23 protein-coding genes are annotated in these 24,804 nt (G+C 55.4%); 20 read left to right on the forward strand and 3 right to left on the reverse strand.

Annotation, left to right across the window (positions count from 1 at the left end; all coding sequences use genetic code 11):
• Window positions 1-10: 10 nt before the first annotated feature.
• The 5 genes from fhuC (at window position 11) to ACKWMY_RS02945 (ending at window position 4,755) form a co-directional block, all read left to right on the forward strand.
• Window positions 11-808 carry a Fe3+-hydroxamate ABC transporter ATP-binding protein FhuC gene (gene fhuC / locus ACKWMY_RS02925; RefSeq protein ID WP_409485857.1) on the forward strand — a complete coding sequence of 266 codons (798 nt, stop codon included), beginning with the start codon at window positions 11-13 and terminating at the stop codon, window positions 806-808.
• Window positions 808-1,713 (forward strand): Fe(3+)-hydroxamate ABC transporter substrate-binding protein FhuD, encoded by a 906-nt coding sequence (gene fhuD, locus ACKWMY_RS02930; protein WP_409485858.1) that lies wholly within the window; start codon window positions 808-810, stop codon window positions 1,711-1,713. The genes fhuC and fhuD overlap by 1 nt, the downstream gene beginning before the upstream one ends.
• The gene (gene fhuB, locus ACKWMY_RS02935) at window positions 1,710-3,698 is read left to right on the forward strand and encodes a Fe(3+)-hydroxamate ABC transporter permease FhuB (protein WP_409485859.1); all 1,989 of its coding nucleotides are present in this window, start codon (window positions 1,710-1,712) and stop codon (window positions 3,696-3,698) included. The genes fhuD and fhuB overlap by 4 nt, the downstream gene beginning before the upstream one ends.
• Before the next feature lie 305 nt (window positions 3,699-4,003).
• A complete protein-coding gene (locus ACKWMY_RS02940; RefSeq protein WP_409485899.1) occupies window positions 4,004-4,156 on the forward strand; it encodes a Hok/Gef family protein in 153 nt (50 codons plus the stop codon).
• A gap of 443 nt (window positions 4,157-4,599) precedes the next feature.
• Window positions 4,600-4,755, forward strand: coding sequence for a Hok/Gef family protein (locus ACKWMY_RS02945; RefSeq protein ID WP_080673338.1), 156 nt, complete (start codon window positions 4,600-4,602; stop codon window positions 4,753-4,755).
• Between the two features lie 120 nt (window positions 4,756-4,875).
• Here the strand turns inward: ACKWMY_RS02945 and ACKWMY_RS02950 are convergent, their stop codons facing one another.
• The 3 genes from ACKWMY_RS02950 to metK form a co-directional block, all read right to left on the reverse strand.
• A complete protein-coding gene (locus ACKWMY_RS02950; RefSeq protein ID WP_065684517.1) occupies window positions 4,876-5,073 on the reverse strand; it encodes a tautomerase family protein in 198 nt (65 codons plus the stop codon).
• A 122-nt stretch (window positions 5,074-5,195) separates the two neighbouring features.
• A complete protein-coding gene (locus ACKWMY_RS02955) occupies window positions 5,196-6,116 on the reverse strand; it encodes a LysR family transcriptional regulator (protein WP_024528306.1) in 921 nt (306 codons plus the stop codon).
• A 226-nt stretch (window positions 6,117-6,342) separates the two neighbouring features.
• Window positions 6,343-7,497, reverse strand: coding sequence for a methionine adenosyltransferase (gene metK / locus ACKWMY_RS02960; protein ID WP_021179751.1), 1,155 nt, complete (start codon window positions 7,495-7,497; stop codon window positions 6,343-6,345).
• Between the two features lie 895 nt (window positions 7,498-8,392).
• Here metK and speA point away from each other — a divergent pair.
• The 15 genes from speA (at window position 8,393) to ACKWMY_RS03035 (ending at window position 24,800) form a co-directional block, all read left to right on the forward strand.
• Window positions 8,393-10,369, forward strand: a complete 1,977-nt coding sequence (gene speA / locus ACKWMY_RS02965; RefSeq protein WP_024484363.1) for a biosynthetic arginine decarboxylase — start codon at window positions 8,393-8,395, stop codon at window positions 10,367-10,369.
• A 227-nt stretch (window positions 10,370-10,596) separates the two neighbouring features.
• Window positions 10,597-11,097, forward strand: a complete 501-nt coding sequence (gene msrB / locus ACKWMY_RS02970; protein ID WP_226906451.1) for a peptide-methionine (R)-S-oxide reductase MsrB — start codon at window positions 10,597-10,599, stop codon at window positions 11,095-11,097.
• A gap of 20 nt (window positions 11,098-11,117) precedes the next feature.
• Complete coding sequence (msrA, locus tag ACKWMY_RS02975; protein ID WP_074029662.1) at window positions 11,118-11,840, forward strand: peptide-methionine (S)-S-oxide reductase MsrA; 723 nt, start codon at window positions 11,118-11,120, stop codon at window positions 11,838-11,840.
• A 357-nt stretch (window positions 11,841-12,197) separates the two neighbouring features.
• Complete coding sequence (locus ACKWMY_RS02980; RefSeq protein ID WP_409485860.1) at window positions 12,198-13,454, forward strand: HlyD family secretion protein; 1,257 nt, start codon at window positions 12,198-12,200, stop codon at window positions 13,452-13,454.
• Window positions 13,455-13,456: 2 nt separating this feature from the next.
• Window positions 13,457-15,619 (forward strand): peptidase domain-containing ABC transporter, encoded by a 2,163-nt coding sequence (locus ACKWMY_RS02985; RefSeq protein ID WP_409485861.1) that lies wholly within the window; start codon window positions 13,457-13,459, stop codon window positions 15,617-15,619.
• Window positions 15,620-15,761: 142 nt separating this feature from the next.
• Window positions 15,762-16,682, forward strand: coding sequence for an agmatinase (speB, locus tag ACKWMY_RS02990; protein WP_024484368.1), 921 nt, complete (start codon window positions 15,762-15,764; stop codon window positions 16,680-16,682).
• 147 nt (window positions 16,683-16,829) lie between these two features.
• Complete coding sequence (gene rluF, locus ACKWMY_RS02995) at window positions 16,830-17,702, forward strand: 23S rRNA pseudouridine(2604) synthase RluF (RefSeq protein WP_409485862.1); 873 nt, start codon at window positions 16,830-16,832, stop codon at window positions 17,700-17,702.
• A 246-nt stretch (window positions 17,703-17,948) separates the two neighbouring features.
• A complete protein-coding gene (locus ACKWMY_RS03000) occupies window positions 17,949-18,266 on the forward strand; it encodes a Rieske (2Fe-2S) protein (RefSeq protein WP_021179759.1) in 318 nt (105 codons plus the stop codon).
• Between the two features lie 2 nt (window positions 18,267-18,268).
• A complete protein-coding gene (locus ACKWMY_RS03005) occupies window positions 18,269-18,577 on the forward strand; it encodes a recombinase-like helix-turn-helix domain-containing protein (RefSeq protein ID WP_024484370.1) in 309 nt (102 codons plus the stop codon).
• Window positions 18,578-18,597: 20 nt separating this feature from the next.
• Window positions 18,598-19,641, forward strand: a complete 1,044-nt coding sequence (locus ACKWMY_RS03010) for an aromatic ring-hydroxylating dioxygenase subunit alpha (protein ID WP_308871219.1) — start codon at window positions 18,598-18,600, stop codon at window positions 19,639-19,641.
• Window positions 19,638-20,393 carry an SDR family oxidoreductase gene (locus ACKWMY_RS03015; RefSeq protein WP_409485863.1) on the forward strand — a complete coding sequence of 252 codons (756 nt, stop codon included), beginning with the start codon at window positions 19,638-19,640 and terminating at the stop codon, window positions 20,391-20,393. The genes ACKWMY_RS03010 and ACKWMY_RS03015 overlap by 4 nt, the downstream gene beginning before the upstream one ends.
• Before the next feature lie 37 nt (window positions 20,394-20,430).
• Window positions 20,431-21,225, forward strand: coding sequence for an IclR family transcriptional regulator (locus ACKWMY_RS03020; protein ID WP_024528299.1), 795 nt, complete (start codon window positions 20,431-20,433; stop codon window positions 21,223-21,225).
• Window positions 21,226-21,363: 138 nt separating this feature from the next.
• Window positions 21,364-22,305 (forward strand): VOC family protein, encoded by a 942-nt coding sequence (locus tag ACKWMY_RS03025; protein WP_021806231.1) that lies wholly within the window; start codon window positions 21,364-21,366, stop codon window positions 22,303-22,305.
• The gene (locus tag ACKWMY_RS03030) at window positions 22,302-23,513 is read left to right on the forward strand and encodes an NAD(P)/FAD-dependent oxidoreductase (RefSeq protein WP_024528298.1); all 1,212 of its coding nucleotides are present in this window, start codon (window positions 22,302-22,304) and stop codon (window positions 23,511-23,513) included. The genes ACKWMY_RS03025 and ACKWMY_RS03030 overlap by 4 nt, the downstream gene beginning before the upstream one ends.
• 24 nt (window positions 23,514-23,537) lie before the next feature.
• Window positions 23,538-24,800 carry an MFS transporter gene (locus ACKWMY_RS03035; protein WP_021806229.1) on the forward strand — a complete coding sequence of 421 codons (1,263 nt, stop codon included), beginning with the start codon at window positions 23,538-23,540 and terminating at the stop codon, window positions 24,798-24,800.
• Window positions 24,801-24,804 lie beyond the last annotated feature (4 nt).

The following is a 24,804-nucleotide window of genomic DNA, read 5'->3' on the forward strand; positions in this document are numbered from 1 at the left end:
AGCAGGGCCTATGCAGGATAAACACCTTAATCGCGATGCTACTTTCCAGCTCGACCGCGTGAGCTTTGCCGTGCCAGGGCGGGTGCTGTTACAGCCGCTGTCATTGGCCTTTCCTCAAGGCAAAGTGTGTGGATTGATTGGTCATAATGGCTCCGGCAAATCCACGCTGCTGAAAATCTTTGGTCGTCACCAAAATCCTACCTCTGGCCAGGCATTGCTTAATGGGCAACCGCTGGGCCAATGGGATAGCAAAGCCTTTGCTCGCCAAGTGGCCTATTTGCCGCAGCAATTGCCCGCAGCGGAAGGGATGACGGTGCGCGAACTGGTCGCCATCGGCCGCTACCCGTGGCACGGTGCGTTAGGCCGTTTCAAGGCTGGCGATCGCGAGCTGGTGGAAGAGGCGATCGGGTTGGTGGGGCTGAAACCCTTTGCCAACCGCCTGGTAGACAGCCTCTCCGGTGGCGAACGCCAACGGGCCTGGCTGGCGATGATGGTCGCGCAGGATAGCCGTTGTTTGTTGCTGGATGAACCGACCTCGGCGTTGGATATTGCCCATCAGGTTGAAGTGCTGGCGTTGATCCAACGCCTGAGCCATGAACGCGGCCTGACGGTGATTGCAGTGCTGCATGACATCAACATGGCGGCTCGTTATTGCGACCATCTGGTGGCGTTACGCGGCGGCGAAATGATTGCCCAGGGGTCATCGCTCGAACTGATGCAAGGGCCGGTGTTGGAACAGATCTACGGCATCCCGATGGGCATATTGCCGCATCCAAGTGGCGGTGCACCAGTGAGCTTCGTGTATTAATGCCTACCTCTGCCGATTTTCATCATGACCCGCTGCGCCGGCGTTTATTAACGGCGATGGCATTATCGCCTCTGTTGTTCTCTTTACCGTCGCGTGCGACAGGCTTGCCCGATATCACCCGGATCGCGGCATTGGAGTGGCTACCGGTCGAGCTGCTGATCGCACTGGGCGTGATGCCGCAGGCGGTTGCCGATATCCACAACTACAACCTGTGGGTACAAGATCCTCGGTTGCCGGACTCGGTGATCGACGTCGGTCAACGTACCGAACCCAATCTGGAGCTGTTGCAACAACTCAAACCTTCTCTGATCCTGCTTTCCAAAGGCTATGGCCCTTCGCCACAAAAACTGCAGCCTATCGGCCCGACCATGGAGTTTGGTTTTAACGACGGCAGCGGTAAACCGCTCACCGTGGGCAAAAACTCGTTGCTGCAGCTGGCACAACGGATAGGTCTGGAGGCGCGGGCTACCCAGCATCTGCAACAGTTTGATGCTTTCATGCTGGAGGCGCGTAACCGCCTGGTGGGGTATCGGCAACAGTCGCTGCTGCTGTTTTCTTTGCTCGATCCTCGGCATGTGTTGGTGATTGGCCAGAAGAGTCTGTTTCAGGAAGTGATGGATCAGCTAGGCATCGAGAATGCCTGGCAGGGGGAAACCAACTTTTGGGGGACCTCGGTGGTGGGGATCGAACGCCTGGCGACAATAAAAAATGCGCGAGCGATTTATCTCGATCATGGTAATCAAGCCATGATGGATAAGGTCAGTAAGACGCCGTTGTGGCAGGCCTTGCCATTTATCCGCCAGGGCCAACTGCGGCAGGTTCCAGCGGTGTGGTTCTACGGGGCTACGCTTTCGGCCATGCGTTTTTGCCGCTTGCTGGAGCAGGCGCAGGAGGCTCGCTCATGAGTGCACGCCTGCATATCTTGCCGATAGCGCTGATCCTGTTACTGCTGGCAGCGGCGGGTGGCCTGACGTTCTTCAACCTGCTGCATCAACTGCCGTGGGGGCAGTGGTCGCAGGCTTTGGTACAACCAGACATCGACAATGTCGATCAGATGCTGTTCCACTACAGCCTGTTGCCACGCCTGTCGGTGTCGTTACTGGTGGGAGCAGGGTTGGGATTGGTCGGCGTACTGTTCCAGCAGGTATTACGTAATCCTTTGGCGGAACCTGCCACGCTTGGCGTGGCTGCCGGGGCTCAGCTAGGCTTGACGATTGCCACGTTGTGGATGCTGCCTGGGGGCGAATTGACCCGACAGCTGGCGGCGATGGTCGGTGCCATTGTGGTCGGTGGGCTGGTGTTCGGCGTTGCCTGGGGAAAACGGATGTCGCCTGTGATGTTAATCCTGGCCGGTCTGGTACTTGGGCTGTACTGCGGGGCAGTCAATAGTCTGCTGGCGTTGTTCAATTACGATCAGCTGCAAGGCTTGTTCCTGTGGAGCACCGGTGCACTAAATCAGCAGGATTGGGGGACCGTGCAGTTTATCCTGCCGCGCTTGCTGCTGGTTGCCGTGCTGGCTGCGTTATTGATCCGCCCATTAACGCTGTTAGGGCTGGATGACGGCGTGGCACGTAATCTGGGCCTGGGCCTGGCAATGTCGCGCTTTGCGGCGTTGGCGGTGGCGATTGTGTTCAGCGCCATGTTGGTCAATGCGGTCGGCGTGATCGGTTTTATCGGCCTATTTGCCCCGTTGATGGCCAAGATGCTGGGAGCTCGCCGTCTGGCCCACCGCATGATGTTGGCTCCGCTATTGGGGGCATTGCTGCTGTGGTTGACCGATCAGGTGATGATCTGGCTGACGCTGGTGTGGCGTGAAATCCCGACCGGCGCGGCGACGGCGCTGATTGGTGCGCCGTTGCTGCTTTGGTTGTTACCACGCTTACGCAGCAGCGCAACCCCGCCGCCGATGGATTTGGGCGACAAAGTGCCTGTCGAACGTGGCCGCTTACCGATATGGATCCTGCTGGGGAGCGTTTTACTATTGGCCGGGATTGCGGTGGCGCTGATGTTTGGGCAAAACCCCCACGGCTGGCACTGGAGCGTAGGCAGTGAATTACAGGCGCTGATGCCTTGGCGCTGGCCACGAGTGGTTTCAGCCCTGGCGGCCGGGATGATGCTGGCGGTAGCCGGAACGCTGATCCAGAAACTGACCGGTAACCCGATGTCCAGCCCGGAAGTGCTGGGGATCAGTTCCGGCGCGGCTTTCGGCGTGGTGATGATGCTGTTTATCGTCCCTGGTGATGCTTTTATGTGGTTGTTACCCGCCGGGAGTCTGGGGGCGGCGGCTACGCTGTTGATCATCATGATTGCGGCTGGACGTGGCGGATTCTCTACCGAACGCATGCTGTTGGCGGGTATCGCCCTCAGCACCGCCTTTAGTACGACCATTTTCCTGCTGTTGGCCAGTGGCGATCCCCGCATGGGAGGGCTGTTGGTGTGGCTCTCCGGCTCTACCTACTCGGTGGATGCTCCGCAGGCAATACGTACGGCGGCGATTGCTGGCGTGTTGATTGTCTTGGCCCCGCTGTGTAGACGTTGGCTGACAATTCTGCCGTTGGGCGGCGCTACAGCACGTTCCGTAGGGATTGCCCTGACGCCGACCCGGCTGAGCATTTTGCTGCTGGCGGCAACGCTGACGGCGATGGCGACGTTAACCGTCGGGCCGCTGAGTTTTATTGGCCTGATGGCACCGCATATGGCCCGCATGTTGGGATTCCGCCGGGCGCTGCCGCAGATGGTGATTGCTGCACTGCTAGGCGGCCTGCTGATGGTGTTTGCGGACTGGTGTGGCCGAATGGTGATGTTCCCTTACCAAATCCCCGCAGGGCTGCTGGCGACCTTTATTGGCGCGCCGTACTTTGTCTATCTGCTGCGTAAGCAAACTTCGTAGACTATCTTGGGTTACCACCATTGCCACCAAGGGCTCAGCATTGCTGGGCCCTTGGTTTTTCAGGCAGTTGCAAAGCATTGCGTGGCACTGCGCAAAGTTGAAAATTAGGGGTAAAACGGCCGCTGGTCGGGCTGGAGAGGTGAATATACTGCGGATGGGTGCTCTGGATCTTTGTATCTGGAGCCTGAGCGAAAGGTACAAAGAGAAAAGCCCCGAGTCGATAATATCAACCCGAGGCCAACTCTAACGCCGAACAACGTTAGGTTAGCTTCTTATCTGCCGAGAGGCAAGGATAAGGAGGCATGATGCCAAACAAAGGAGATATCGTAAAACTGGTCATTATCTGTACCACGGTTATCTTGTTGGTATGGATAACGCGCAGCAAACTTTGCGAGCTGCGTATTCGATCGGGCAACACGGAGGTTGCGGCCATTTTGGCCTACGAATCCGAACGGTAAGGCAACCCAACGGCGGGGGCCTGCTCCCGCCCGTTGGTTGTAAGCGTGCAGATCTATGAGCGCCCATCTCTTACAAATTCAAACGGCGGGCTGACGGTTCGTTGTTTGAGTCTGCTCACACATTCATCCTGCTATGCCCGTTCAGGTTAGTTCGGCCTACACATTCAGCAATATTGCCACGGTCATTGAGCGCTGTTTTTTCAGGCCGTTACAATGCATTGCGTGGCACTGCGCAAAGTTGAAAATTAGGGGTGAAACGGCCGCTGGTCGGGCTGGTGAGATGAATATACTGCGGATGGGTGCTCTGGATCTTTGTATCTGGAGCCTGAGCGAAAGGTACAAAGAGAAAAGCCCCGAGTCGATAATATCAACCCGAGGCCAACTCTAACGCTCCACAACGTTAGGTTAGCTTCTTACTCGCCGCGAGGCAAGGATAAGGAGGCATGATGCCAAACAGAGGAGATATCGTAAAACTGGTCATTATCTGTACCACGGTTATCTTGTTGGTATGGATAACGCGCAGCAAACTTTGCGAGCTGCGTATTCGATCGGGTAACACGGAGGTTGCGGCCATTTTGGCCTACGAATCCGAACGGTAAGGCAACCCAACGGCGGGGGCCTGCTCCCGCCCGTTGGTTGTAAGCGTGCAGATCTATGAGCACCCATTCTCTACAAACCCAAACGACGGGCTTCTGGCCCGTCGTTTATAACCGTAACTATCAGCTCAACTTTTTAAGCGTTTCGGAAAAGAGTTCACCGGAAATTGCCCAGTTGTCTGTCGTTACGTCATTGAAAATGACATACACATACTGCGGATCAACTTTTGCGTGTGTGGCGATAGCGTCGGTTACCGCTTTAGCAATTGCAGGTTTAGCGTCGTCACGGCCCTCGAACATCTGAATATTGACTACTGGCATTTTAGAACCCCTACAAGAATGGATGATATGTCAGGTAATCTGACGTTGGAGGGATCCTACTAGGGTAAAAAAAGTGGATAAACTGTCTAAAAGAGCACACAGCGTAGAATAAAAATCTACAATTAGCCGAAGGTTTTTTGTGCGGCTAACGCGATTAATTCATCAATGATAAAGCGTACTCCTGGTAGCAGATGACGGGCTCGAGGCCATATGACATTCAATTCGGTTGGTGAGGGGTTGTATGCTTCAAGTATTGGCACTAATTTACCACTCTGTATATGCGGTCTTAGTAACGCCTCCGGAAATTGAATCACACCGGCTCCGGCGATACAGGCATCTATCATAGCGTCGCCATCACTGATTTGATGAAAAGGTGCGGGTTTAAGTCTGACGTCTTTCCCTTCACCATCCCGAATCAACCAGCTTAAAGGTGCTCCGCCGCGCCAGGCTAAAATACAGCGATGGATACTCAGTTCGGCTAAGGTTTCAGGCGTGCCATAGGCAGAAAGATAGGCTGGCGATGCACAGATAATCAGGTGCTGCTCATTCAGCTTGCGGGCTACAAGGTCGGTGGTATCTTTAACCGCCCCGAAACGAATGGCGAGATCAAAACCTATATCCAGAGGGTCGATGATCCGGTCATTAAAGGTAATGGTCAGTTTCAGGTGGGGATAGCGTTTCGTCATGTCCATCAACACCGGCATCATGACCGAACGGCCAAAGGCAGCAGGAAGATCAATTCTGACTGTGCCTACGGGTTCCGTTAGTTTCGAACGTAACGCCATCTCGGCCATCTGTAATGTCTCTAGCGCACTCTGGCAGCTTGCCAGGTATGCTTCTCCTTCTGTCGTAAGGCTGATTTTCCGCGTGGTTCGATGGAATAGAGGCGTACCGAGGTTATTTTCCAGACGCTGAATGCTTTTTCCAATTGCTGATTTGGACACACCTAGCTGTTCAGCAGCTTGAGTAAAGCTACTTGAATTTGCAGCCGTCACAAAATGGATGATGCTGCTGAAAGATTCGGTAGAAATCACGGTTGGCATGTTATCCATCCGGCTGGAAATTGGAGGGCTACTGTAGCGCAAAGCCGTTATTCGAAACAGCGTTGCTCATTTTTCTCCCTCGGATAACATGAAAGTAAATTTACAGTTAACCTTGAGTGGTGCAGTTCAGAAGACTCCGTGAGTTATCGATCCGGTTGACTATGTTTAGTCTACAAACGAAAACGGCGAGCCTCAGGCTCGCCGTTGTTAGGTCTAACGCTCTGGCTTACTTCAAGCCAGCCGCTTCACGCAACTGGGCTGCCTTGTCGGTCGCTTCCCATGGGAAGTGTTCGCGGCCAAAGTGGCCGTAAGCTGCGGTTTCACGGTAGATCGGTTGCAGCAGATCCATCATCTGGATCAGGCCATATGGGCGCAGATCGAAGAACTCACGCACCAGCAGGGTCAGTTGCTCGGTTGAGATCTTCTCGGTACCGAAGGTTTCCACCATGATGGAAGTCGGTTCCGCTACGCCGATAGCGTAGGACACCTGGATCTCACAACGATCTGCCAGGCCTGCGGCAACGATGTTTTTTGCCACGTAACGCGCCGCATAAGCTGCAGAGCGGTCAACCTTGGAAGGATCCTTGCCGGAGAACGCGCCGCCACCGTGACGGGCCATGCCGCCGTAGGTATCAACGATGATTTTACGGCCGGTCAGACCACAGTCACCCATTGGGCCACCGATAACAAAACGGCCGGTTGGGTTGATGTGGTATTTGGTGCCTGCGGTCAGCCACTCGGCTGGCAGTACCGGCTTGATGATCTCTTCCATCACCGCTTCTTGCAGATCTTTCAGCGCGATATCATCGGAATGCTGGGTGGACAGCACCACGGCATCAATACCGACGATTTTGCCATCGTCATACTGGAACGTGACCTGGCTTTTGGCATCTGGGCGCAGCCAAGGCAGGGTGCCATTTTTACGCACTTCGGCCTGGCGTTGAACCAGCCGGTGGGCATAAGTGATTGGTGCAGGCATCAACACGTCGGTTTCATTAGAGGCATAACCGAACATCAGGCCCTGATCGCCAGCGCCTTGCTCCAGCGGATCGCTGCGGTCAACACCCTGGTTGATATCCGGTGATTGTTTACCGATGGCGCTCAGTACGGCACAGGAGTTGGCATCAAAGCCCATATCGGAATGAATATAGCCAATCTCGCGCACCGTTTTGCGGGTGATCTCTTCGATATCGACCCAGGCGCTGGTGGTGATCTCGCCGCCAACCAGCACCATGCCGGTTTTCACGTAGGTTTCGCAGGCTACGCGGGCTTTTGGATCCTGTTCCAGGATGGCATCAAGAACGGCATCCGAGATCTGATCGGCAATTTTATCCGGATGTCCTTCTGAAACAGATTCGGACGTGAAGAGGTGTTTAGCCATGGTGTTCTTTACCTTGCAAAAGACGGGTTGGAAATTACTGCACAGCGCTGGAGATCCGGGCATCAAAGCGAAGGGTCTTCCGCTGATGGCGAGATGCATCCTGCAACGCCCCTCAGGCAAAGCCGTTAAGCAGTTTATCAGTTAATCGGTATAGATGGATTAACATCTGGACGTCTATTTTAGGTCAGCCTTTAGCCGGATTGCCAGTAATTTTTTGCCCTAACGCTCTTTTGGGCAAACCGCTTGCCGCCATTTTCATCGCTTGAAACAGTTTCTGGCGAATTTTCATTTTGCATTTTGCCCGGGGGTCCGGTATAAACTGCGCGCGCGGTTCATTTGGTGCACAGCGTGTTGCAGAAAATTGAAACTTTCTGTAAACCCCGGCAACGCCGCGCCATGATCTACCGTAGGTACCCACTAATGGGGCCGCCGCTTCATTGAACGTTCACGTTCTTATACTATATAGAGGCTTTGTCGTTCATCGCGAGCGGCATGCGTGGAGGTGGTTGGATTAATGATCCGTTGTCTACTGGTTGTTGGTTCTCAACAGCAGTGCCGTTCTGGCGCGCATTCTTGTGCTATTTCCCGTCTTGTCTCTACACCATCTACCCGATGTTATACGCATCTGGGCGCTACTCAGGATTCTCGGGCCGGTTAACGGCTGTCTGAAGCACTGAACAAGGGTAGCCTGCAGCTCTCCTGTGGGATGATTCTTTACCCGATTCACGAGGTTTGAACAGGGTGTCTTACAATAAATCTATTGGGTATAAACCGATCGCTGACCACGAACGGCAGGTGAATTCACTGCTAAAATGGGGTGTTTCCGGGTTGTTCTCGCGGGTTGTAGCTGCGATAGTGGCTGACTATATCGTCAGTATGCAAGGTGAGGCGAGTAATGTCTGAAGATATGCCGATCCAACGCCCGTCAGTAGCGGGTGATAATTTATCTTTACGCTCCATGCAGGAGGTTGCCATGAATGATCGTAATGCCAGCAAGATGCTGCGCACTTATAACGTCGCCTACTGGGGCAACAATTACTTTGACGTCAATGAGCTGGGCCACATCAGCGTGTGCCCGGACCCAGACGTCCCGCATGCGCGCGTCGATCTCGCCGAGTTGGTGAAAGAGCGCCAAAAAGATGGCCAGCGCCTGCCTGCCTTGTTCTGCTTCCCGCAGATCTTGCAGCATCGCCTGCGTTCCATTAACGCCGCGTTCAAACGTGCACGTGAATCCTTCGGCTATGAAGGTGGCTACTTCCTGGTTTACCCGATCAAGGTTAACCAGCATCGCCGCGTGATTGAATCACTGGTCAACTCCGGTGAACCACTGGGGCTGGAAGCGGGTTCCAAGGCAGAACTGATGGCGGTACTGGCCCATGCTGGTATGACCCGCTCGGTGATCGTCTGTAACGGCTACAAAGACCGTGAATACGTTCGTCTGGCGCTGATCGGTGAAAAGCTGGGGCACAAGGTGTACCTGGTGATCGAGAAGATGTCGGAAATCCAGATGGTGCTGGAAGAGGCTGAACGCCTGAATGTGATCCCACGCCTGGGCGTGCGTGCCCGCCTGGCCTCACAAGGGGCAGGTAAGTGGCAGTCGAGCGGTGGCGAAAAATCCAAGTTCGGTCTGGCAGCCATTCAGGTATTGAAGCTGGTGGAAACCCTGCGCGAAGCGGGCCGCCTGGATAGCCTGCAACTGCTGCATTTCCACCTGGGCTCTCAGTTGGCCAACATTCGCGATATCGCCACTGGCGTTCGTGAATCTGCGCGTTTCTATGTAGAGCTGCATAAGCTGGGCGTAAACATTCAATGTTTCGACGTGGGTGGCGGTTTGGGTGTGGATTATGAAGGCACCCGTTCGCAGTCTGACTGTTCGGTCAACTACGGCCTGAATGAATATGCCAACAACGTGATTTGGGGGATCGGTGATGCCTGTAATGAGCATGGCCTGCCGCATCCAACGGTGATCACCGAGTCTGGCCGTGCCGTAACCGCCCACCATACGGTGCTGGTTTCCAACGTCATTGGCGTGGAGCGCAACGAATTCTGTGAGCCGGTTCCTCCGGTCGAAGATGCACCTCGCGCGCTGGAAAGCATGTGGGAAACCTGGCAGGAAATGAACGAGCCGGAGAACCGTCGTTCGTTGCGTGAATGGCTGCACGATAGCCAGATGGATCTGCACGATGTACATACCCAGTATGCTCATGGCATGTTGGATCTGACCAAGCGTGCCTATGCCGAGCAGCTGTATCTGAACATCTGCAACAAGATCCAGCAGCAGCTCGATCCAAGCAATCGAGCGCACCGGCCAATCATTGACGAATTGCAGGAGCGGATGGCGGACAAGTTCTACGTCAACTTCTCACTGTTCCAGTCGATGCCGGATGCCTGGGGTATCGATCAACTGTTCCCGGTCTTGCCGTTGGAAGGCTTGGACAAGCCGCCAGAAGGCCGTGCGGTATTGCTGGATATCACCTGTGACTCCGATGGCACCATCGATCACTATATTGACGGTGACGGCGTAGCCACCACCATGCCGATGCCTCCGTACGATCCGGAAAACCCACCTCTGCTGGGGTTCTTCATGGTTGGTGCCTATCAGGAAATCCTGGGCAATATGCACAACCTGTTTGGCGATACGGCTTCGGTAGACGTGTTTGTATTCCCTGATGGCAGCGTAGAAACCGAGCTGTCTGATGAAGGCGATAGCGTGGCCGACATGCTGGAATACGTGCAGCTCGATCCGATCGCGCTGTTGGCGAAATTCCGCGATCAGGTGAAAGAAACCGATCTTGACGCGGAGTTGCAGGCGCAATTTGTCGAAGAGTTTGAGGCCGGTCTGTATGGCTATACTTATCTCGAAGATGAGTAAACTATCCCGATAAGCTGACATACTTTCTATCCAGGGGCGCGGCAGAGGCTGCGCCTCTTCATTTTTCCCTCTTAGCCCGAACCCCGCCAAATTAGAAAATCCATTTAAACTTTCAACGTCTTAATGCCGTGTTCTCAGTTATCACAAATTTGTGAACTCTCCGTGAGGATTTGGTCACGACTTTCTCTGTAGTTTGTCATTGTCGGTGAATAGCACCAGAGGTAACGATGATGATCAACAGACGGTATTTTATTCTGGGTGGTGGAGCACTCTCTGTGGCCTATGCCGTGGGCCTGCTGCCTGCACTTTTCTCTCGTTCGGCGATGGCGGAGTCGTTTGCCGTCAACTATACCGCAGAACAATGGCGGCAACGGCTTTCAGCCAGCCAATATGCGGTTTTGCGCGAGGAAGGTACGGAACCCCCTTATAGCAGCCCACTTAACGATGAGCACCGCGATGGTCAGTTTGCCTGTGCGGGTTGCCAGCAGGCGCTGTTTTCTTCCCACACCAAGTTTGACAGCCATACCGGCTGGCCCAGTTTCTGGCAACCCCTCGAACAGGCGGTGGCGACGCGCAAGGATCGAACGTTGGGCATGGTCCGCGAAGAGGTGCATTGCAGCCGCTGCGGCGGGCATTTGGGGCACGTATTTGACGATGGCCCACAACCCACCGGTTTGCGCTACTGCATGAATGGCATCGCCATGTTGTTCACGCCAAGCTCGGCCTAACCAGAATAGTGAGGAATAACATGAGAAACGTAGACAAAAAGCTGCCATCTCTAGGTAAATACGGCATATGGGGCGCGATATTGGTTGCCGCCGGGTTCTGTTTACAAAGCGTTGCCTGGCCACTGGGTGATGCTGAGGCGGCGGTAGCGATCCCTGCGCCGGTAAAAGACGAAGCGCCGACGACATCGCGTACGGAAACCGCGATCTTTGCCGGCGGTTGTTTCTGGGGCGTGCAGGGGGTTTTCCAGCACGTTAAAGGCGTGACCAATGCCATATCCGGTTATACCGGAGGTGCGGCACAAACGGCTAATTATGAGGCCGTCAGCGGAGGGGATACCGGCCATGCGGAGTCGGTGCAGGTCACCTTTGATCCACAGCAGATTTCCTATGGCCAACTGCTGCAAATCTATTTTTCGGTAGCACACAACCCAACCGAGCTCGATCGCCAGGGGCCGGACAGCGGCACACAATACCGCTCAGCCGTTTTCCCTCTGACAGCATCACAACAGCAGGTTGCCAAGGCTTATATTGCACAGTTGGATGCCAGTAAGCGTTTTGCCAAACCACTGGTGACCCGCATTGAGGAAAATGGTCATTTTTATCCTGCCGAGGCTTACCATCAAAACTATCTCACGCTTAACCCGGATCAACCCTATATCGTGGTGAATGACTTGCCAAAGGTAAAACAGCTACAGCAACTGTTCCCAACGCAATATCGTGCAGATCCGGTGCTGGTTAATTAATAAGAGTCTTTGCTGTAATATATTAGCCAGTGGAGTTTTCCCCGTAGCCTCAAGCCATCTCCTCGGAGATGGCTTTTACTTATTTATTTTACGTTATCAATCAATTAATAATAGTTGACGATATTGTTGAGTTGTTCTGTTTATTTTGGTAATTTCTTTGTTAAAGAAAATCTCTGTTCTAAAATTAAGCAAATAACAGTCTGTCACCTTTAATTAAATAACTAATGCTCAAGTGTCGATTGGTAATAACCGCTATTAACTTCATTTACAGGGAACGGTAATATTTATGGTTAATAATAGATTGCCAGAACAACGTTATATCGCCGTTAAGACGATCAAATTGGCTGCTTCAATCACGTGACGCGTCTCTACCGCCAGGCCTATTTAGCTGCCCAGGCCACGCGAGCCGAAGGAGGGATTCTGATTTCCCCCAGCCCGAACATGACGCTTTATGCCTGTGCCAGCGTGCTCTTGGTGGCTGCATTAATCGCTTTTTTAATCGGGGGTGAATATACCCGTAAAGCCCGTCTGGAAGGTGTCGTGATGCCTTCAACCGGGGTAGTCAAAGTGGTTGCGCGTACGCAAGGACGGGTTGAAGCATTGCTGATTAACGAAGGCGATGAGGTTGCAGCAGGCCAATTACTCTATCGGCTAAGTGGCGAACGCTATGACGGCAAGGGTTTGGCCACCTTGGCGACGCTAAAAAACTCCCTGGCGCAGCAGTATCAGATGTTGGTGCAGCAACAGCATCAGGAAGTTGCCGCCAATACCTTGCAGATACAGGGATTACGGCAGCGGGCAAGCCAACTGAAGGATGAATTGCGCAGTGCCGATGAGGCCCTGAAGCAGACACTGCGCCAGGCGGAGTTAACCCGCTCGATGATGGAGCGTTATCAACGTTTGGTGCGGCAGAAGTATGTCTCCGAGCTTGAGTATCAGCAAAAGCAGATCGAACTGGCGGCCGCGGCAGGTTATGTCGAAAACCAGCGGCAGGTACAACAGCGCCTGAAGCGTGAGTTGGCCTCGGTTGAAACGGATCAGGGGAGTTTGTTGCAGCAGGGGCAAAGCCGCCGGGTGGAGCTGGACCGGTTACTACAAGGGATCCGGCAACAACAGATAGAGCTGCAATCGCAGGAGGAGAGCACGCTGGCTGCCCCGGTGGCAGGGCGTGTTGCCGCGGTGTTGGTCAAGGCGGGGCAAACGGTCAGCCAAAATGAGCCGCTGTTAACGCTGGTGCCACAGGCGGCCCAAATGCAGATTGAGCTGTATGCGCCCAGCAAGTCCGTTGGGTTTATCAAACCTCATCAGCGGGTTGGCTTGCGTTTCGCGGCCTATCCCTATGAAAAATTTGGCGTGCAGTATGGCACGACGCGGGAGGTGACCCGCATCAGCCTCAGCCCGACAGATGTCATGTCACATAACCCGGTGGTGTGGAAAGAAAATGAGGGGCATTACCGGGTGATTGTCGTGCCAGATAAACCCAGCGTGACCGTGTATGGCCGCCAGGAATTATTGCGCACCGGGATGGTGGTGGCCGCAGATATCGAGCTGGACAAGCGGCGGCTATATGAATGGCTGCTGGAACCGTTATGGAGCCTGCAAGGAAAAATATAGCCATGGAATGGACCGAGCATTTGCACCTGAATTTGCATTGGCGCCACCGCTTGCCGTTGATCCGTCAAACCGAGTCGGCGGAATGTGGGGTAGCCTGCCTGGCGATGGTCGCCGGTTGGCACGGTTACCGTATTGACCTCCCCAGCTTGCGAGCAAAATTCAGTGTTTCGACGCAGGGCATGACTTTCGTGCATTTGATGGAATGCGCTCAGATCCTGAAATTAACAGGTCGTGCGGTACGTTTAGAGCTGGAGGAACTCAGCCAACTGACCGTACCCTGCATTTTGCACTGGGATCTTAACCACTTTGTGGTGCTTAAACGGGTACAAGGTAACGAGATCGAACTGCACGATCCGGCATGCGGGGTGGTTAACATGTCGTTGGTACAGGCTAACCGTCATTTTACCGGTGTCGCGTTGGAACTGACGCCAACCCATGACTTTGAGCAGCGTGATGAACGCAAGAAAGTGCGGCTAACGGAATTGGTTGGCAAGACGGTAGGGTTAAAGGCTGCGCTGGCGCGCATTTTCTGCTTTGCCCTGGCGTTGGAAGTCTTGGCCCTGCTTAGCCCGTTGATCAATCAGATCGTGATCGATGAAGTCCTGGTGGCGCTGGATGATAGCCTGTTGGTGCTGATTGTCATTGCCATGCTGCTGATGAGTGCGACCCAGACGTTGATTGGCCTGGCCCGGCAATGGGCCACCATCACCATGGCGGTCAATTTCAATATGCAGTGGACGGCCAACGTGTTCCATCACCTGCTGCGTTTGCCGATCGACTGGTTTGAAAAGCGTGACATTGGTAACGTCAGCGCCAAGTTTGATGCGGTCGATACCATTCAGGATACGCTCACCACCAGCATCCTTGAGGCGATGCTGGACGTATTGCTGGTGGTCGGTACCTTGGGCATGATGTTGCTCTACAGCGTGTCGTTATCCATGCTGGCGCTAGGGGCAGCGCTGATATACGGCTTATTACGCGTGCTATGGTTTCGCACCCTGCGCCGGGCGGCAGAGGACAGTTGGACGGCGGGCACCCTGGAATCAAGCCACTTTCTGGAAACGCTGCATGGCATGCTCAGCCTGCGGGTTAACGGAGCGCTGGCCCAGCGGGAATCAGCTTGGCGTAACCTGAATATCGCCAGGCGCAATAGCCAACTGCGTGAGCATAAGCTGGCCATCGGCTACGACATCATTAACCAGGTCATTGGTAGCCTGGTGGGCGCGGCGGTGCTGTGGTTTGGTGCCAATGCGGTACTGTCGGGCTCGTTCTCGATCGGCATGCTGGTGGCGTATATGTCATTTCAAGGGCGTTTTTCCGCCAGCATCAATGGCCTGATCGATAAGGCGTTTGCCTGGCGAATGCTGGATGTCTATAACGAACGGCTGGCAGATATTGTGCTGACCCAGAAGGAGGGCGGTGCTCAGGCGGCAGAATCTCTTACCGTAGCTTTCCCCAAGCAGAGAGAGGATCGCCCAGTTGTGGAACTGGAAAATATCACCTTCAGCTACGGCCAGGGAGGTAACGATATCTTGGCAGGAGCGGCGTTGCGAATCATGCCTGGAGAGGTGGTGGCACTGGTAGGGCGTTCTGGCTGCGGGAAAACCACCTTGGCCAAGCTCCTCCTGGGGCTTTACCCGCCAACGGCAGGGCGGTTGCAGGTGTTTGGCATCGAGCATCACCGCGCGGGATATGGGCAGGTTCGCCAAATGATTGGCGCGGTGATGCAAGAGGATCGGCTATTTCGTGGGGCAATACTCGACAACATCACCTTTTTTTCTCAACACAGCGATCTGGATTGGGCGCAACACTGTGCTCAACTGGCGCAGTTGCATGAGGATATCATCGCGTTACCGATGGGCTACCAGACGTTGATTGGGGAAATGGGTAATTCGCTGTCGGGGGGGCAAAAGCAGCGCCTGCTGTTGGCTCGGGCATTATATAAACGCCCACGGTTACTGATCCTGGATGAGGCAACCAGCCATCTTGATGTCACCAATGAAATCCTGATCGGCAGCACTTTGCGCAACCTGGGCTTAACCATCCTGCTGATTGCTCACCGGCCCGAGACGATAGCCTCTGCCGATCGCGTAGTCGAACTCGATGCTGGCAGGTTGGTTGTTCCTTCTTGTGCATCTGCTGACAACGGGCACCTTGAAGAGTGAGCCAATTGCGGCGATAATCTACTCATTGAAACAGACATCGAATAAATCCCTTTCTCGTCGGGCTAACGACGCGGGAGGGATTTTTTTTTGCTACCGCCCAAGCGTCCGGCTACGGGCGAACCGTTGAAAAATGAGGGTAAATATGAGTACCTTAGGCCATCAGCCCGATAATTCCTTAGTGTCCAACGCCTTTGGTTTCCTGCGCTTTCCGCTGAACTTTATGCCTTACGATAGCGATGCAGAGTGGGTGATCACCGGTGTTCCTTTTGATATGGCTACCTCCGGCCGCGCCGGTGGGCGTCATGGCCCTGCGGCGATCCGCCAGGTTTCTACCAATCTGGCATGGGAAGGGGCGCGCTGGCCGTGGAACTTTGATCTGCGCGATCGTCTGAACGTGGTCGACTGTGGTGACGTAGTATTCAACTTTGGTGATGCCCAGGATATGAGCGACAAGCTGCAGGCGCACGCAGAAAAACTGCTGGCAGCTGGCAAACGCATGCTCTCTTTCGGCGGCGACCACTTCGTGACGCTGCCGCTGCTGCGCGCGCATGCCAAGCATTTTGGTAAAATGGCGCTGGTGCATTTCGATGCCCATACCGACACCTATGCCAACGGCAGCAAGTTTGACCACGGCACCATGTTCTTCCATGCGCCGAACGAAGGCCTGATCGATCCAAATCACTCCGTGCAAATCGGTATCCGTACCGAGTTCGATCGTGACAACGGCTTCACCGTACTGGATGCTGCGCAGGTTAACGATCGTGGCGTGGACGATCTGCTGGCGCAGATCAAACAGATCGTTGGCGATATGCCGGTTTATCTGACCTTCGATATCGACTGCCTGGATCCGGCTTTCGCACCTGGCACCGGCACCCCGGTGATCGGCGGCCTGACCTCCGATCGCGCCTTGAAACTGGTGCGTGGTATGCAATCGCTGAACATTGTCGGTATGGATGTGGTAGAAGTAGCTCCGGCTTACGACCAGTCTGAGATCACCGCACTGGCAGCGGCAACGCTGGGCCTGGAAATGTTGTATCTGCAAGCGGCCAAAAAGCAGGGCTAAATCAGTTTGCTGAATGGGTAGGGGTCGCACATAGTCGACCGTAGGGGCGCGTTATGCTGCGCCCGCTTGGCAGCGGCCCTTACCCGTCAACCCATCATGAAAATATTGCCGTGAAGATAAAGTGTATTTCGCGTTTACGGAGGAACCGTGCTGACTAAACCATCTATACGCCTCAACAAATATATTAGCGAGAGCGGCATCTGCTCGCGTCGCGATGCCGATCGTTACATCGAACAGGGCAATGTTTTTATCAACGGTAAGCGCGTAGCGCTCGGCGATCGGGTATTCGCTGGCGACGTGGTCAAGGTTAACGGGCAGCTTATTGAACCCCGTAACGAAGACAATCTGATTTTTATTGCGCTGAACAAGCCGGTGGGTATCGTCAGCACCACCGAAGACGGTGAGAAAGACAATATTGTCGATTTCGTCAACCACAGCACCCGTGTCTTCCCGATCGGGCGGTTGGATAAAGATTCGCAGGGGCTGATCTTCCTCACCAACCACGGCGATCTGGTGAACAAGATCCTGCGTGCCGGTAATGACCACGAGAAGGAATATCTGGTCACGGTCAACAAACCGGTAACCGACGATTTTATTCGTGGTTTGGGTGCCGGAGTGCCGATGCTGGGCACGGTGACCAAAAAATGCAAGGTGAAGAAAGAAGCGCCCTTTGTGTTCCGTATCGTGCTGGTACAGGGGCTTAACCGCCAGATCCGCCGTATGTGTGAGCATTTCGGTTATGAAGTGACCAAGCTGGAGCGCACCCGCATCATGAACGTCGGCCTGTCTGGGCTACCGTTAGGGGAATGGCGCGATTTGACGGATGACGAACTGGTTGAGCTTTTTAAGTTGATTGAAGACTCGTCTTCAGAGGCTAAACCTGCGAAGAAAGCGGCCAAGCCCAAGCCCGCGGTGAAAAAAACGGCGAGTGGCGGGCAGAAAACCGCGGATAAAGCGGGCAGTCAAGCACCGGCGCGTAAGCGTTTTGCTCAGCCGGGGCGCAAAAAGAAAGGGCGCTAAGTCGGCGTTTTCTGCCAATCACTGCTAATTAAACGGCCTCAGTCTTGATGACTGGGGCCGTTTTGCTTTGTTTACACCCCCGCTGCATTTTTTCGTGATCCACTCCGCAGTTGTAACTTTAAAATAACCAATCATTAACATTCTTCCCTTTGCCGGCTTGACGAAAGATTCGCCATATCTATAGTGACTGTATTAAATAAGAAACTGAGTTTCATATATGAAACAATCAGATAGAGGACAGAAGCAATGAGCTGGAAGAACGTGTGCGAAGTGTCTCAAGTTAAAGAAGATTTTCCTTTCTCCGCCAACATTGAGGGAAAAGAGGTCGGCGTCTATTTGATCGACGGTCAATATTACGCGCTGGAAGACGTTTGCCCGCATGCCTATGCCTTGCTCAGCCAAGGGTTTGTCGATGACGGAAAAGTGGAGTGTCCACTGCACGAAGCGGTGTTCGATGTGCGTAGCGGCCAATGCCTGCGCGAACCCGGTGGCCGAGATCTGCAAACCTACCCTACCCGGGTGATCGACAATCAAATCCAAATCACCTTTATCGCGGAGGAATAAGCATGCAGCACATTACCGATTTCAACCCTTGGCTGCCGGATACCCAACAGGTGATCCCGGCGCGTGAGGGCGGCAACGGCCAAATCCACCAACCCGGCCAGTTTCAGAATGTGATCTGGCAAACCCGGGCACGCGTGCCAGACGGGTTTGAAACCTCACTGGTAGCCGCGCTGGAAGAGATCTTCGAGCAAGGGGCGGAGGAGCTGGAGCAGATCGTCAGTGCGCTCAATCAGCGTCGTCTGTTCGATCGCAGTGGTCAGCCATGGAATGAAGCCACGTTCCGCGAATTCCTACACGTCAACGGTTTCTGAGCCGCACAGGGAGAAGGACAATGACAGCAAACACAACATCCTCCGCGCAGACGGTACAAGACTATCTGGATCAGGGCCTGCGCGGTATGTGGTATCCGGTATTGGCCAGTTGGGAAGTGGGTAACAACCCGGTGGGCATCACCCGTCTTGAACAACAGATCGTGGTGTGGCGCGATAAACAAGGGGCGATCCACGCACTGGAAGATCGTTGCCCGCATCGTGGCGCTCGCCTGTCGATGGGCTGGAACCTTGGCGATCGCATTGCCTGCTGGTATCACGGCGTTGAAGTTGGTGGCGATGGCGAGGTTAAAGATGTGCCAGCGGTAGACCGCTGCCCGTTGGTAGGGCAGAAATGCCTGAAATCCTACCCGGCGAAAGAGGCTTATGGCGCGGTGTTCCTGTATTTCGGCGTCACTGCCGATGAACAGCCTGCCGAACTGAACTTCCCGCAAGAGCTGGCGGATGAGGCCAACTACAGCAACTTCCTGTGTACCGCCAGCTGGGACTGCAACTATCAATACGCATTGGAAAACGTGATGGATCCGATGCATGGCACTTACCTGCACTCCTCATCGCATTCGATGGCGGAAGGGGATCGCAAGGCCGATATGGCGCTGGAACCCACCGGCAGCGGTTTCATCTTTAAAAAGAACGGCCAGATTGGCGTGAACTTCGACTGGGTCGAATTTGGTAGCAGCGGTGCCTATTGGATGCGTCTGTCGATCCCTTACAAAAAGCGTTTTGGGCCAGGCGGCCACTTCTGGATCATCGGCATGGTGGTGCCGGAAGATAAAGATCACTGCCGGGTATTCTTCTGGCGTATCCGCAAAGTGAAAGACTGGCAGCGTGACGCATGGCGCTTTATGTACCGCAACCGTCTGGAAGAACTGCACTGGGACGTACTGGAGCAGGATCGCATCGTGCTGGAGAACATGGCACCGAACGCGCGTGGTCGTGAATACCTGTATCAGCATGACGTGGGCCTCTCCCGCCTGCGCCGTATGATGCAGAAAGAGGCACAAAAGCAACTGGCAACGCTTAGCGAGCTGGAGGCGGCACAGTGAGCGGCTTGCTGGCAGGGAAACGTATCGTAGTCACCGGAGCGGCGCGTGGGCTGGGGCGCAGCTTCGCCGCTGCGGTGGCTCAGGCCGGGGCCAGCGTGGTGATGTGCGATATCCTGGCGGAAGAGTTGCAGGACAGCGCCGCCAGCCTGCGTGAGCAGGGGGCACAGGTTGAAGCTCAGGTTATCGATCTGGCTTCACCGCAATCCATCACTGCGGCATTCAGTGCGATTGCCAAGGGCGGCGCGATCGACGGGTTGGTGAACAACGCTGCGATGGCAACCGGTGTCGGTGGCAAGACCATGATGGAATACGACATTGAACTGTGGGACAAGGTCATGCGGGTCAACGTGCGGGGGACCTGGTTGGTGAGCCAGGCGGCGGTGCCATTATTAGCCCAAACGCCGCATGCCAAAATCGTCAACGTTGCCTCTGATACCGCCTTGTGGGGGGCGCCGAAACTGATGGCCTATGTGGCGAGCAAAGGGGCGATCATCTCGATGACCCGCTCCATGGCGCGTGAGCTGGGGCCGCAGGGCATCTGCGTCAACGCCATTGCTCCGGGTCTGACGCGCGTTGAAGCCACTGAGTATGTCCCTGCCGAGCGGCATCAGCTGTACGAGCAAGGCCGGGCACTGGCAGGTGCACAGCATCCGGACGATGTGACCGGTAGCGTGCTCTATCTGCTGTCGCCGCTGGCGGATTTTGTCACCGGCCAACTGATACCGGTCAACGGTGGTTTCGTGTTTAACTGACCGCCTGACGGACAGGCAAACATTTTAGGAGCAGCACATGGCAGACGATCAAGCGTGTAAATATCTGATCCCGGGGCTGGATCGCGGGTTACAACTGCTGCTGGCCTTCGGCGAGCAGCATAAGGAAATGACCTTTGCAGAATTACATCGCCTGGTCGATATGCCGAAGGCAACCGCCTACCGCGTGGTGCAAACGTTGGAGCATCTGGGTTTTTTGGAGCGCAACCCGCGCACCAACACCTTTGCATTGGGGATCAAAGTACTGCGTCTGGGCTTTGAATATATCGCCTCATTGGACGTGGCCCAGGCTGGCCAACCGGTGATCGAGCAGCTGCGCGATCGCAGCCAATGCAGCAGCCATCTGGCGATCCGCGATGGACATGACGTGATCTATATCGCCCGCGTCAGCGCGGCTGGTTCGCAGATCAATCAGGTCAGCGTCGGCACCCGTTTACCGGCGCACCGCACCTCGCTTGGCCGGATGCTGCTGACCAGCACCAGTCGGGAAGAGTTTGAACGTCTATACCCACATGACGCCTTGCCCGATGCGGCACCGGGGACTCCTGCCAATCGCGAAGCGCTGTGGCAGATGGTGCAGCAGGATAAGGCCCGTGGCTATGTGATTGGCGAATCTTTCTACCGCCACGGCATTTCCTCGATCGTCTATCCGATCTTTAACCGTGAACAGCGGGTGGAAGCGGTGGTCAGCATTATGGTGCCGTCCGATGAGATCCCAAAGGCGGATCGTGAGCGGTTGCGTATGGAAGTCCGGGATGCCGCAGTGAAAATATCGGGCCTGTTAGGCGCGCCACCGCAGGCTAACGTCGGCTAACCGGCCAAACGCTTTGTTATCTGGGCGACGCTATTCGCCCACTACCAATCACTCAGGCAGGGATAAGACTCATGAGCTTCATGGGCCGGGGTCGATCATGCCTGAAAAACGCATTCAGCGAGAACGTGAGGCACAATAATGAGCATAACCGGAATCGAAAAGCTGGAATTTGGCGTCGAAGATCTGCCAACGTGCGAAAAATTCATGCAAGACTTCGGTCTGCAACCGACGCTACAGCATTGGGGCGAACCGCGCCGTGAATTTACCACGCTGAGCGGGGCTAGCGTGGTGCTGTATCCGCAAGACAGCGAGGTCTTACCGGCCGCGTTTGAGGCGGGTTCAACCCTGCGCCGCATGACCTGGGCAGTTGAAAGCCCTGCGGCGCTGGCTGCGTTGCAGCCCCTGTTGGCGCAGATGCCTGGTTTCCGCCACGTTGGCGAAGAACTGGAATGCCGCGATCCCAACGGTATGACGCTGCGTTTTGCCGTTACGGCGCAGCAACCGGTGGAGCTGCCCGTTTCGCCCATCAACCAATGGGGCGATGTACGCCGCATCGACCAGCCAAGCCCGGTTTATGCCAAAGCCGAGCCGGTCAATATTGGCCACGTAGTGTTCTTCGTTGAGGATTTGGCTGCTACCGAGCGCTTCTACTGCGATCTGCTCGGTTTCCAGGTTTCCGACCGCTATATCGACCGCGCCGTCTTCCTGCGCACCCAGGCACGCGGTGGCCATCACAACCTGTTCCTGCTGAAACTGCCTAACCGCCCACGGGGCCTGAACCACGTCGCCTTCACCGTACGCGATATCCATGAGGTGATCGGCGGTGGCATCGCGATGAATAAAGAGCAGTGGAGCACCTTTATTGGCCCAGGCCGCCATCCGATCTCCTCGGCCTATTTTTGGTACGTCAACAGCCCGACCGGCGGTGCCTTTGAGTATTACACCAATGATGACTACCTGACGGAAAACTGGCAGCCGCGTGAGCTGGAGCATTCGCTGGTGTCGTTTACCGAATGGGCGGTCGAAGGCGGTATCGATCACGATACCCGCCGCCAACATAAGAAGCCGGGGGCGGTATGAGCCAACCAACCCGTGCAGGCATTGTCATTATCGGCGGCGGTCAAGCTGGTGGTTGGGCGGCGAAAACGCTGCGCGATCGCGGCTACAACGGCAGGCTGTCAGTGATCAGTGACGAGCCTTATGATTTTTACGAACGCCCACCGCTCTCCAAGGCGGCGCTGTTGGATGGTAGTGCGCCACTCAGCCGCCTGTTCAGTGAAGAAGTGGTGGCCGGGATGAATATCGATTGGCATCGTCCGCTACGTGCCGAAGCCATCGACGGACAGCAGCAAATCGTCACGCTCAGCGACGGCAGCCAACTGCAGTTCGATCAACTGCTGATTGCCACCGGTGGCCGACCACGCCTGCCGGATGCCAACTGGGCCAAGCACCCGCGAGTAATGACCTTACGTTCCTGGGATGATGCGGCACGCCTGCGCCAGGGCCTGCAACAATGCCAAAAGCTGGCGATTGTGGGCGGTGGCTGGATTGGGCTGGAGATTGCCGCCTCGGCCCGCAAGCTGGGCGTTGACGTGACGGTGTTTGAGCGCCAACCCGCGTTGTGTATGCGCAGCGTAGGGGCCAGCGTTTCCCAGGCGTTGTTGGAACTGCATCAACAGCAAGGCGTCACCGTGCATTGCGACTGCGGCGAGATCACGCTTGAAGATCGCGAGGGTGAAGCCTGGATTGGCAGTGCCAGCAGTGCCGCGCAGCCCTTTGACCTGGTGGTTGTCGGTATTGGTGTTGAGTTGAATCTGGAACTGGCCCACAGCGCCGGGCTGAAGCTTGAAGGCGGGATCGTCGTAGATGGACAAGGGCGTACCAGCCACCCGGCCATTTTTGCCGCAGGCGATGTTGCGCGCCATCCAACCCTCGGCCTGTGTCTGCAATCCTGGGCCTACGCACAGAATCAGGCGATTAGCACCGCTTGCGCCATGTTGGATGCGTTTGCCGCACCTTACGATGATGTTGCCTGGCTGTGGTCGGATCAATACGACGCCAATATCCAAATCCTGGGCGTTCCTACCGGCGGCGTTCACCAGATAGTGCGCCGCACGCCGCAGTCACAACTGTTCTTCACCCTGAATGCCGACCGGCAACTGGTGCAACTGGTCGCGTTTAACGATGCACGCACCATCAAGCTGGGTAAACGCTGGCTGGCCAGCGGCCGGGTACTGGATCCGCAGCAACTGGCGGATGTGGAATTTTCTCTGATGGCGTTGAAATAACGCCCGACCCAAAGGGAGCGTTTTATGACTACGCAAGATATCGACGCCCGCAGCGGTCGGGTGGGGGATGCTGTTGCCGAAAATTCGCCAACCAGCGTCCGTTGGTCGGTGCCGGCAGCCCTGTTTGCCTGCGTGTTACTGGCATTTTTCGACAAGATCAGCATTGCCGCGCTGTTTTCTGACCACGAGTTTCAGCAGGCGATGGGCATCGGCTTTGATCCCACCCGGCTCGGGCTGCTGATGAGTGCTTTTTTGTTCTCCTACGGCTTCTCTTCGATGCTGTTGAGCGGCATTGGCGATCGGCTCAATCCGGTCAAAGTGCTGATTGGCATGATGGTGACCTGGGGCGTACTGATGGTGCTGATGGGGATGACGCGCTCTTATCACACCATGATGACGCTGCGTATTCTGCTGGGTATCGCCGAAGGGCCGTTGTTGCCAATGGCCTATGCCATCGTACGCCAGGCTTTTCCGCAGCGCCTCCAGGCGCGTGCCACCATGCTGTGGCTGCTGGGGACTCCGATCGGCGCGGCACTGGGCTTCCCGGTCACGCTGTTTATTCTCAGCCGCTTTAACTGGGAAACCACCTTCTTCTTTATGGCGTTTCTGACCGTGCCGGTGATGTTGCTGGTGCTGTTTGGCATGCGTCACCTGAACGTGGCACGCCCGGCGGCCAGCACCACCAGTAAACCGGCCGTTGCCGAACGCAAGCAACTGCGCCGCGAACTGTTCAGCACGCCACATTTCTGGATGATTTGCCTGTTTAACATCGCATTTCTCACCTACCTGTGGGGTATGAATGGCTGGCTGCCGAGCTATCTGATCGAAGGCAAAGGCATTCATCTGGAGCACGCCGGATACCTGTCGTCACTGCCGTTTATTGCCATGTTGCTTGGCGAGGTGGTGGGGGCCTGGCTGTCGGACAAGATGGATCGCCGAGCGTTAGCCTGTTTCATCTCGCTGTGCGGTGCAGGGATCGGTTTAGGTGTCGTTCTGTATATGCAGGGCACCTACAGCGTGATCGCCGCCATGTCCTTCAGCACCTTTATGTGGGGAGCCGGCGCGCCAAACATCTTCGCGCTGTTGGCCAAGGCCACCAGCAGCCGGGTGAGCGCTACCGCTGGTGGGGTATTTAACGGATTGGGTAATTTTGCCGGCGCATTGGCACCGGTGCTGATGGGGGCACTGATCGCCGCCACCGGCAATATGGATAACGGTTTGCTGTTCCTGGTGGTGATGGCCTTTGTCGGCTGCGCCATTCTGCTGCCGTTACTGAATAAGTATTGATGCA

The sequence above is a fragment of the Serratia sp. J2 genome, from assembly GCF_046269175.1.
Taxonomy (GTDB): Bacteria; Pseudomonadota; Gammaproteobacteria; order Enterobacterales; family Enterobacteriaceae; genus Chania; species Chania fonticola_C.

Excerpts from the sequence above, each read along its gene's own strand:
- fhuC (WP_409485857.1), top strand. The coding sequence starts at position 11 with ATGCAGGATAAACACCTTAATCGCGATGCTACTTTCCAGCTCGACCGC.
- fhuD (WP_409485858.1), top strand. The coding sequence starts at position 808 with ATGCCTACCTCTGCCGATTTTCATCATGACCCGCTGCGCCGGCGTTTA.
- fhuB (WP_409485859.1), top strand. The coding sequence starts at position 1,710 with ATGAGTGCACGCCTGCATATCTTGCCGATAGCGCTGATCCTGTTACTG.
- ACKWMY_RS02940 (WP_409485899.1), top strand. The coding sequence starts at position 4,004 with ATGCCAAACAAAGGAGATATCGTAAAACTGGTCATTATCTGTACCACG.
- ACKWMY_RS02945 (WP_080673338.1), top strand. The coding sequence starts at position 4,600 with ATGATGCCAAACAGAGGAGATATCGTAAAACTGGTCATTATCTGTACC.
- ACKWMY_RS02950 (WP_065684517.1), bottom strand. The coding sequence starts at position 5,073 with ATGCCAGTAGTCAATATTCAGATGTTCGAGGGCCGTGACGACGCTAAA.
- ACKWMY_RS02955 (WP_024528306.1), bottom strand. The coding sequence starts at position 6,116 with ATGCCAACCGTGATTTCTACCGAATCTTTCAGCAGCATCATCCATTTT.
- metK (WP_021179751.1), bottom strand. The coding sequence starts at position 7,497 with ATGGCTAAACACCTCTTCACGTCCGAATCTGTTTCAGAAGGACATCCG.
- speA (WP_024484363.1), top strand. The coding sequence starts at position 8,393 with ATGTCTGAAGATATGCCGATCCAACGCCCGTCAGTAGCGGGTGATAAT.
- msrB (WP_226906451.1), top strand. The coding sequence starts at position 10,597 with ATGATGATCAACAGACGGTATTTTATTCTGGGTGGTGGAGCACTCTCT.
- msrA (WP_074029662.1), top strand. The coding sequence starts at position 11,118 with ATGAGAAACGTAGACAAAAAGCTGCCATCTCTAGGTAAATACGGCATA.
- ACKWMY_RS02985 (WP_409485861.1), top strand. The coding sequence starts at position 13,457 with ATGGAATGGACCGAGCATTTGCACCTGAATTTGCATTGGCGCCACCGC.
- speB (WP_024484368.1), top strand. The coding sequence starts at position 15,762 with ATGAGTACCTTAGGCCATCAGCCCGATAATTCCTTAGTGTCCAACGCC.
- ACKWMY_RS03000 (WP_021179759.1), top strand. The coding sequence starts at position 17,949 with ATGAGCTGGAAGAACGTGTGCGAAGTGTCTCAAGTTAAAGAAGATTTT.
- ACKWMY_RS03005 (WP_024484370.1), top strand. The coding sequence starts at position 18,269 with ATGCAGCACATTACCGATTTCAACCCTTGGCTGCCGGATACCCAACAG.
- ACKWMY_RS03010 (WP_308871219.1), top strand. The coding sequence starts at position 18,598 with ATGACAGCAAACACAACATCCTCCGCGCAGACGGTACAAGACTATCTG.
- ACKWMY_RS03020 (WP_024528299.1), top strand. The coding sequence starts at position 20,431 with ATGGCAGACGATCAAGCGTGTAAATATCTGATCCCGGGGCTGGATCGC.
- ACKWMY_RS03025 (WP_021806231.1), top strand. The coding sequence starts at position 21,364 with ATGAGCATAACCGGAATCGAAAAGCTGGAATTTGGCGTCGAAGATCTG.
- ACKWMY_RS03030 (WP_024528298.1), top strand. The coding sequence starts at position 22,302 with ATGAGCCAACCAACCCGTGCAGGCATTGTCATTATCGGCGGCGGTCAA.
- ACKWMY_RS03035 (WP_021806229.1), top strand. The coding sequence starts at position 23,538 with ATGACTACGCAAGATATCGACGCCCGCAGCGGTCGGGTGGGGGATGCT.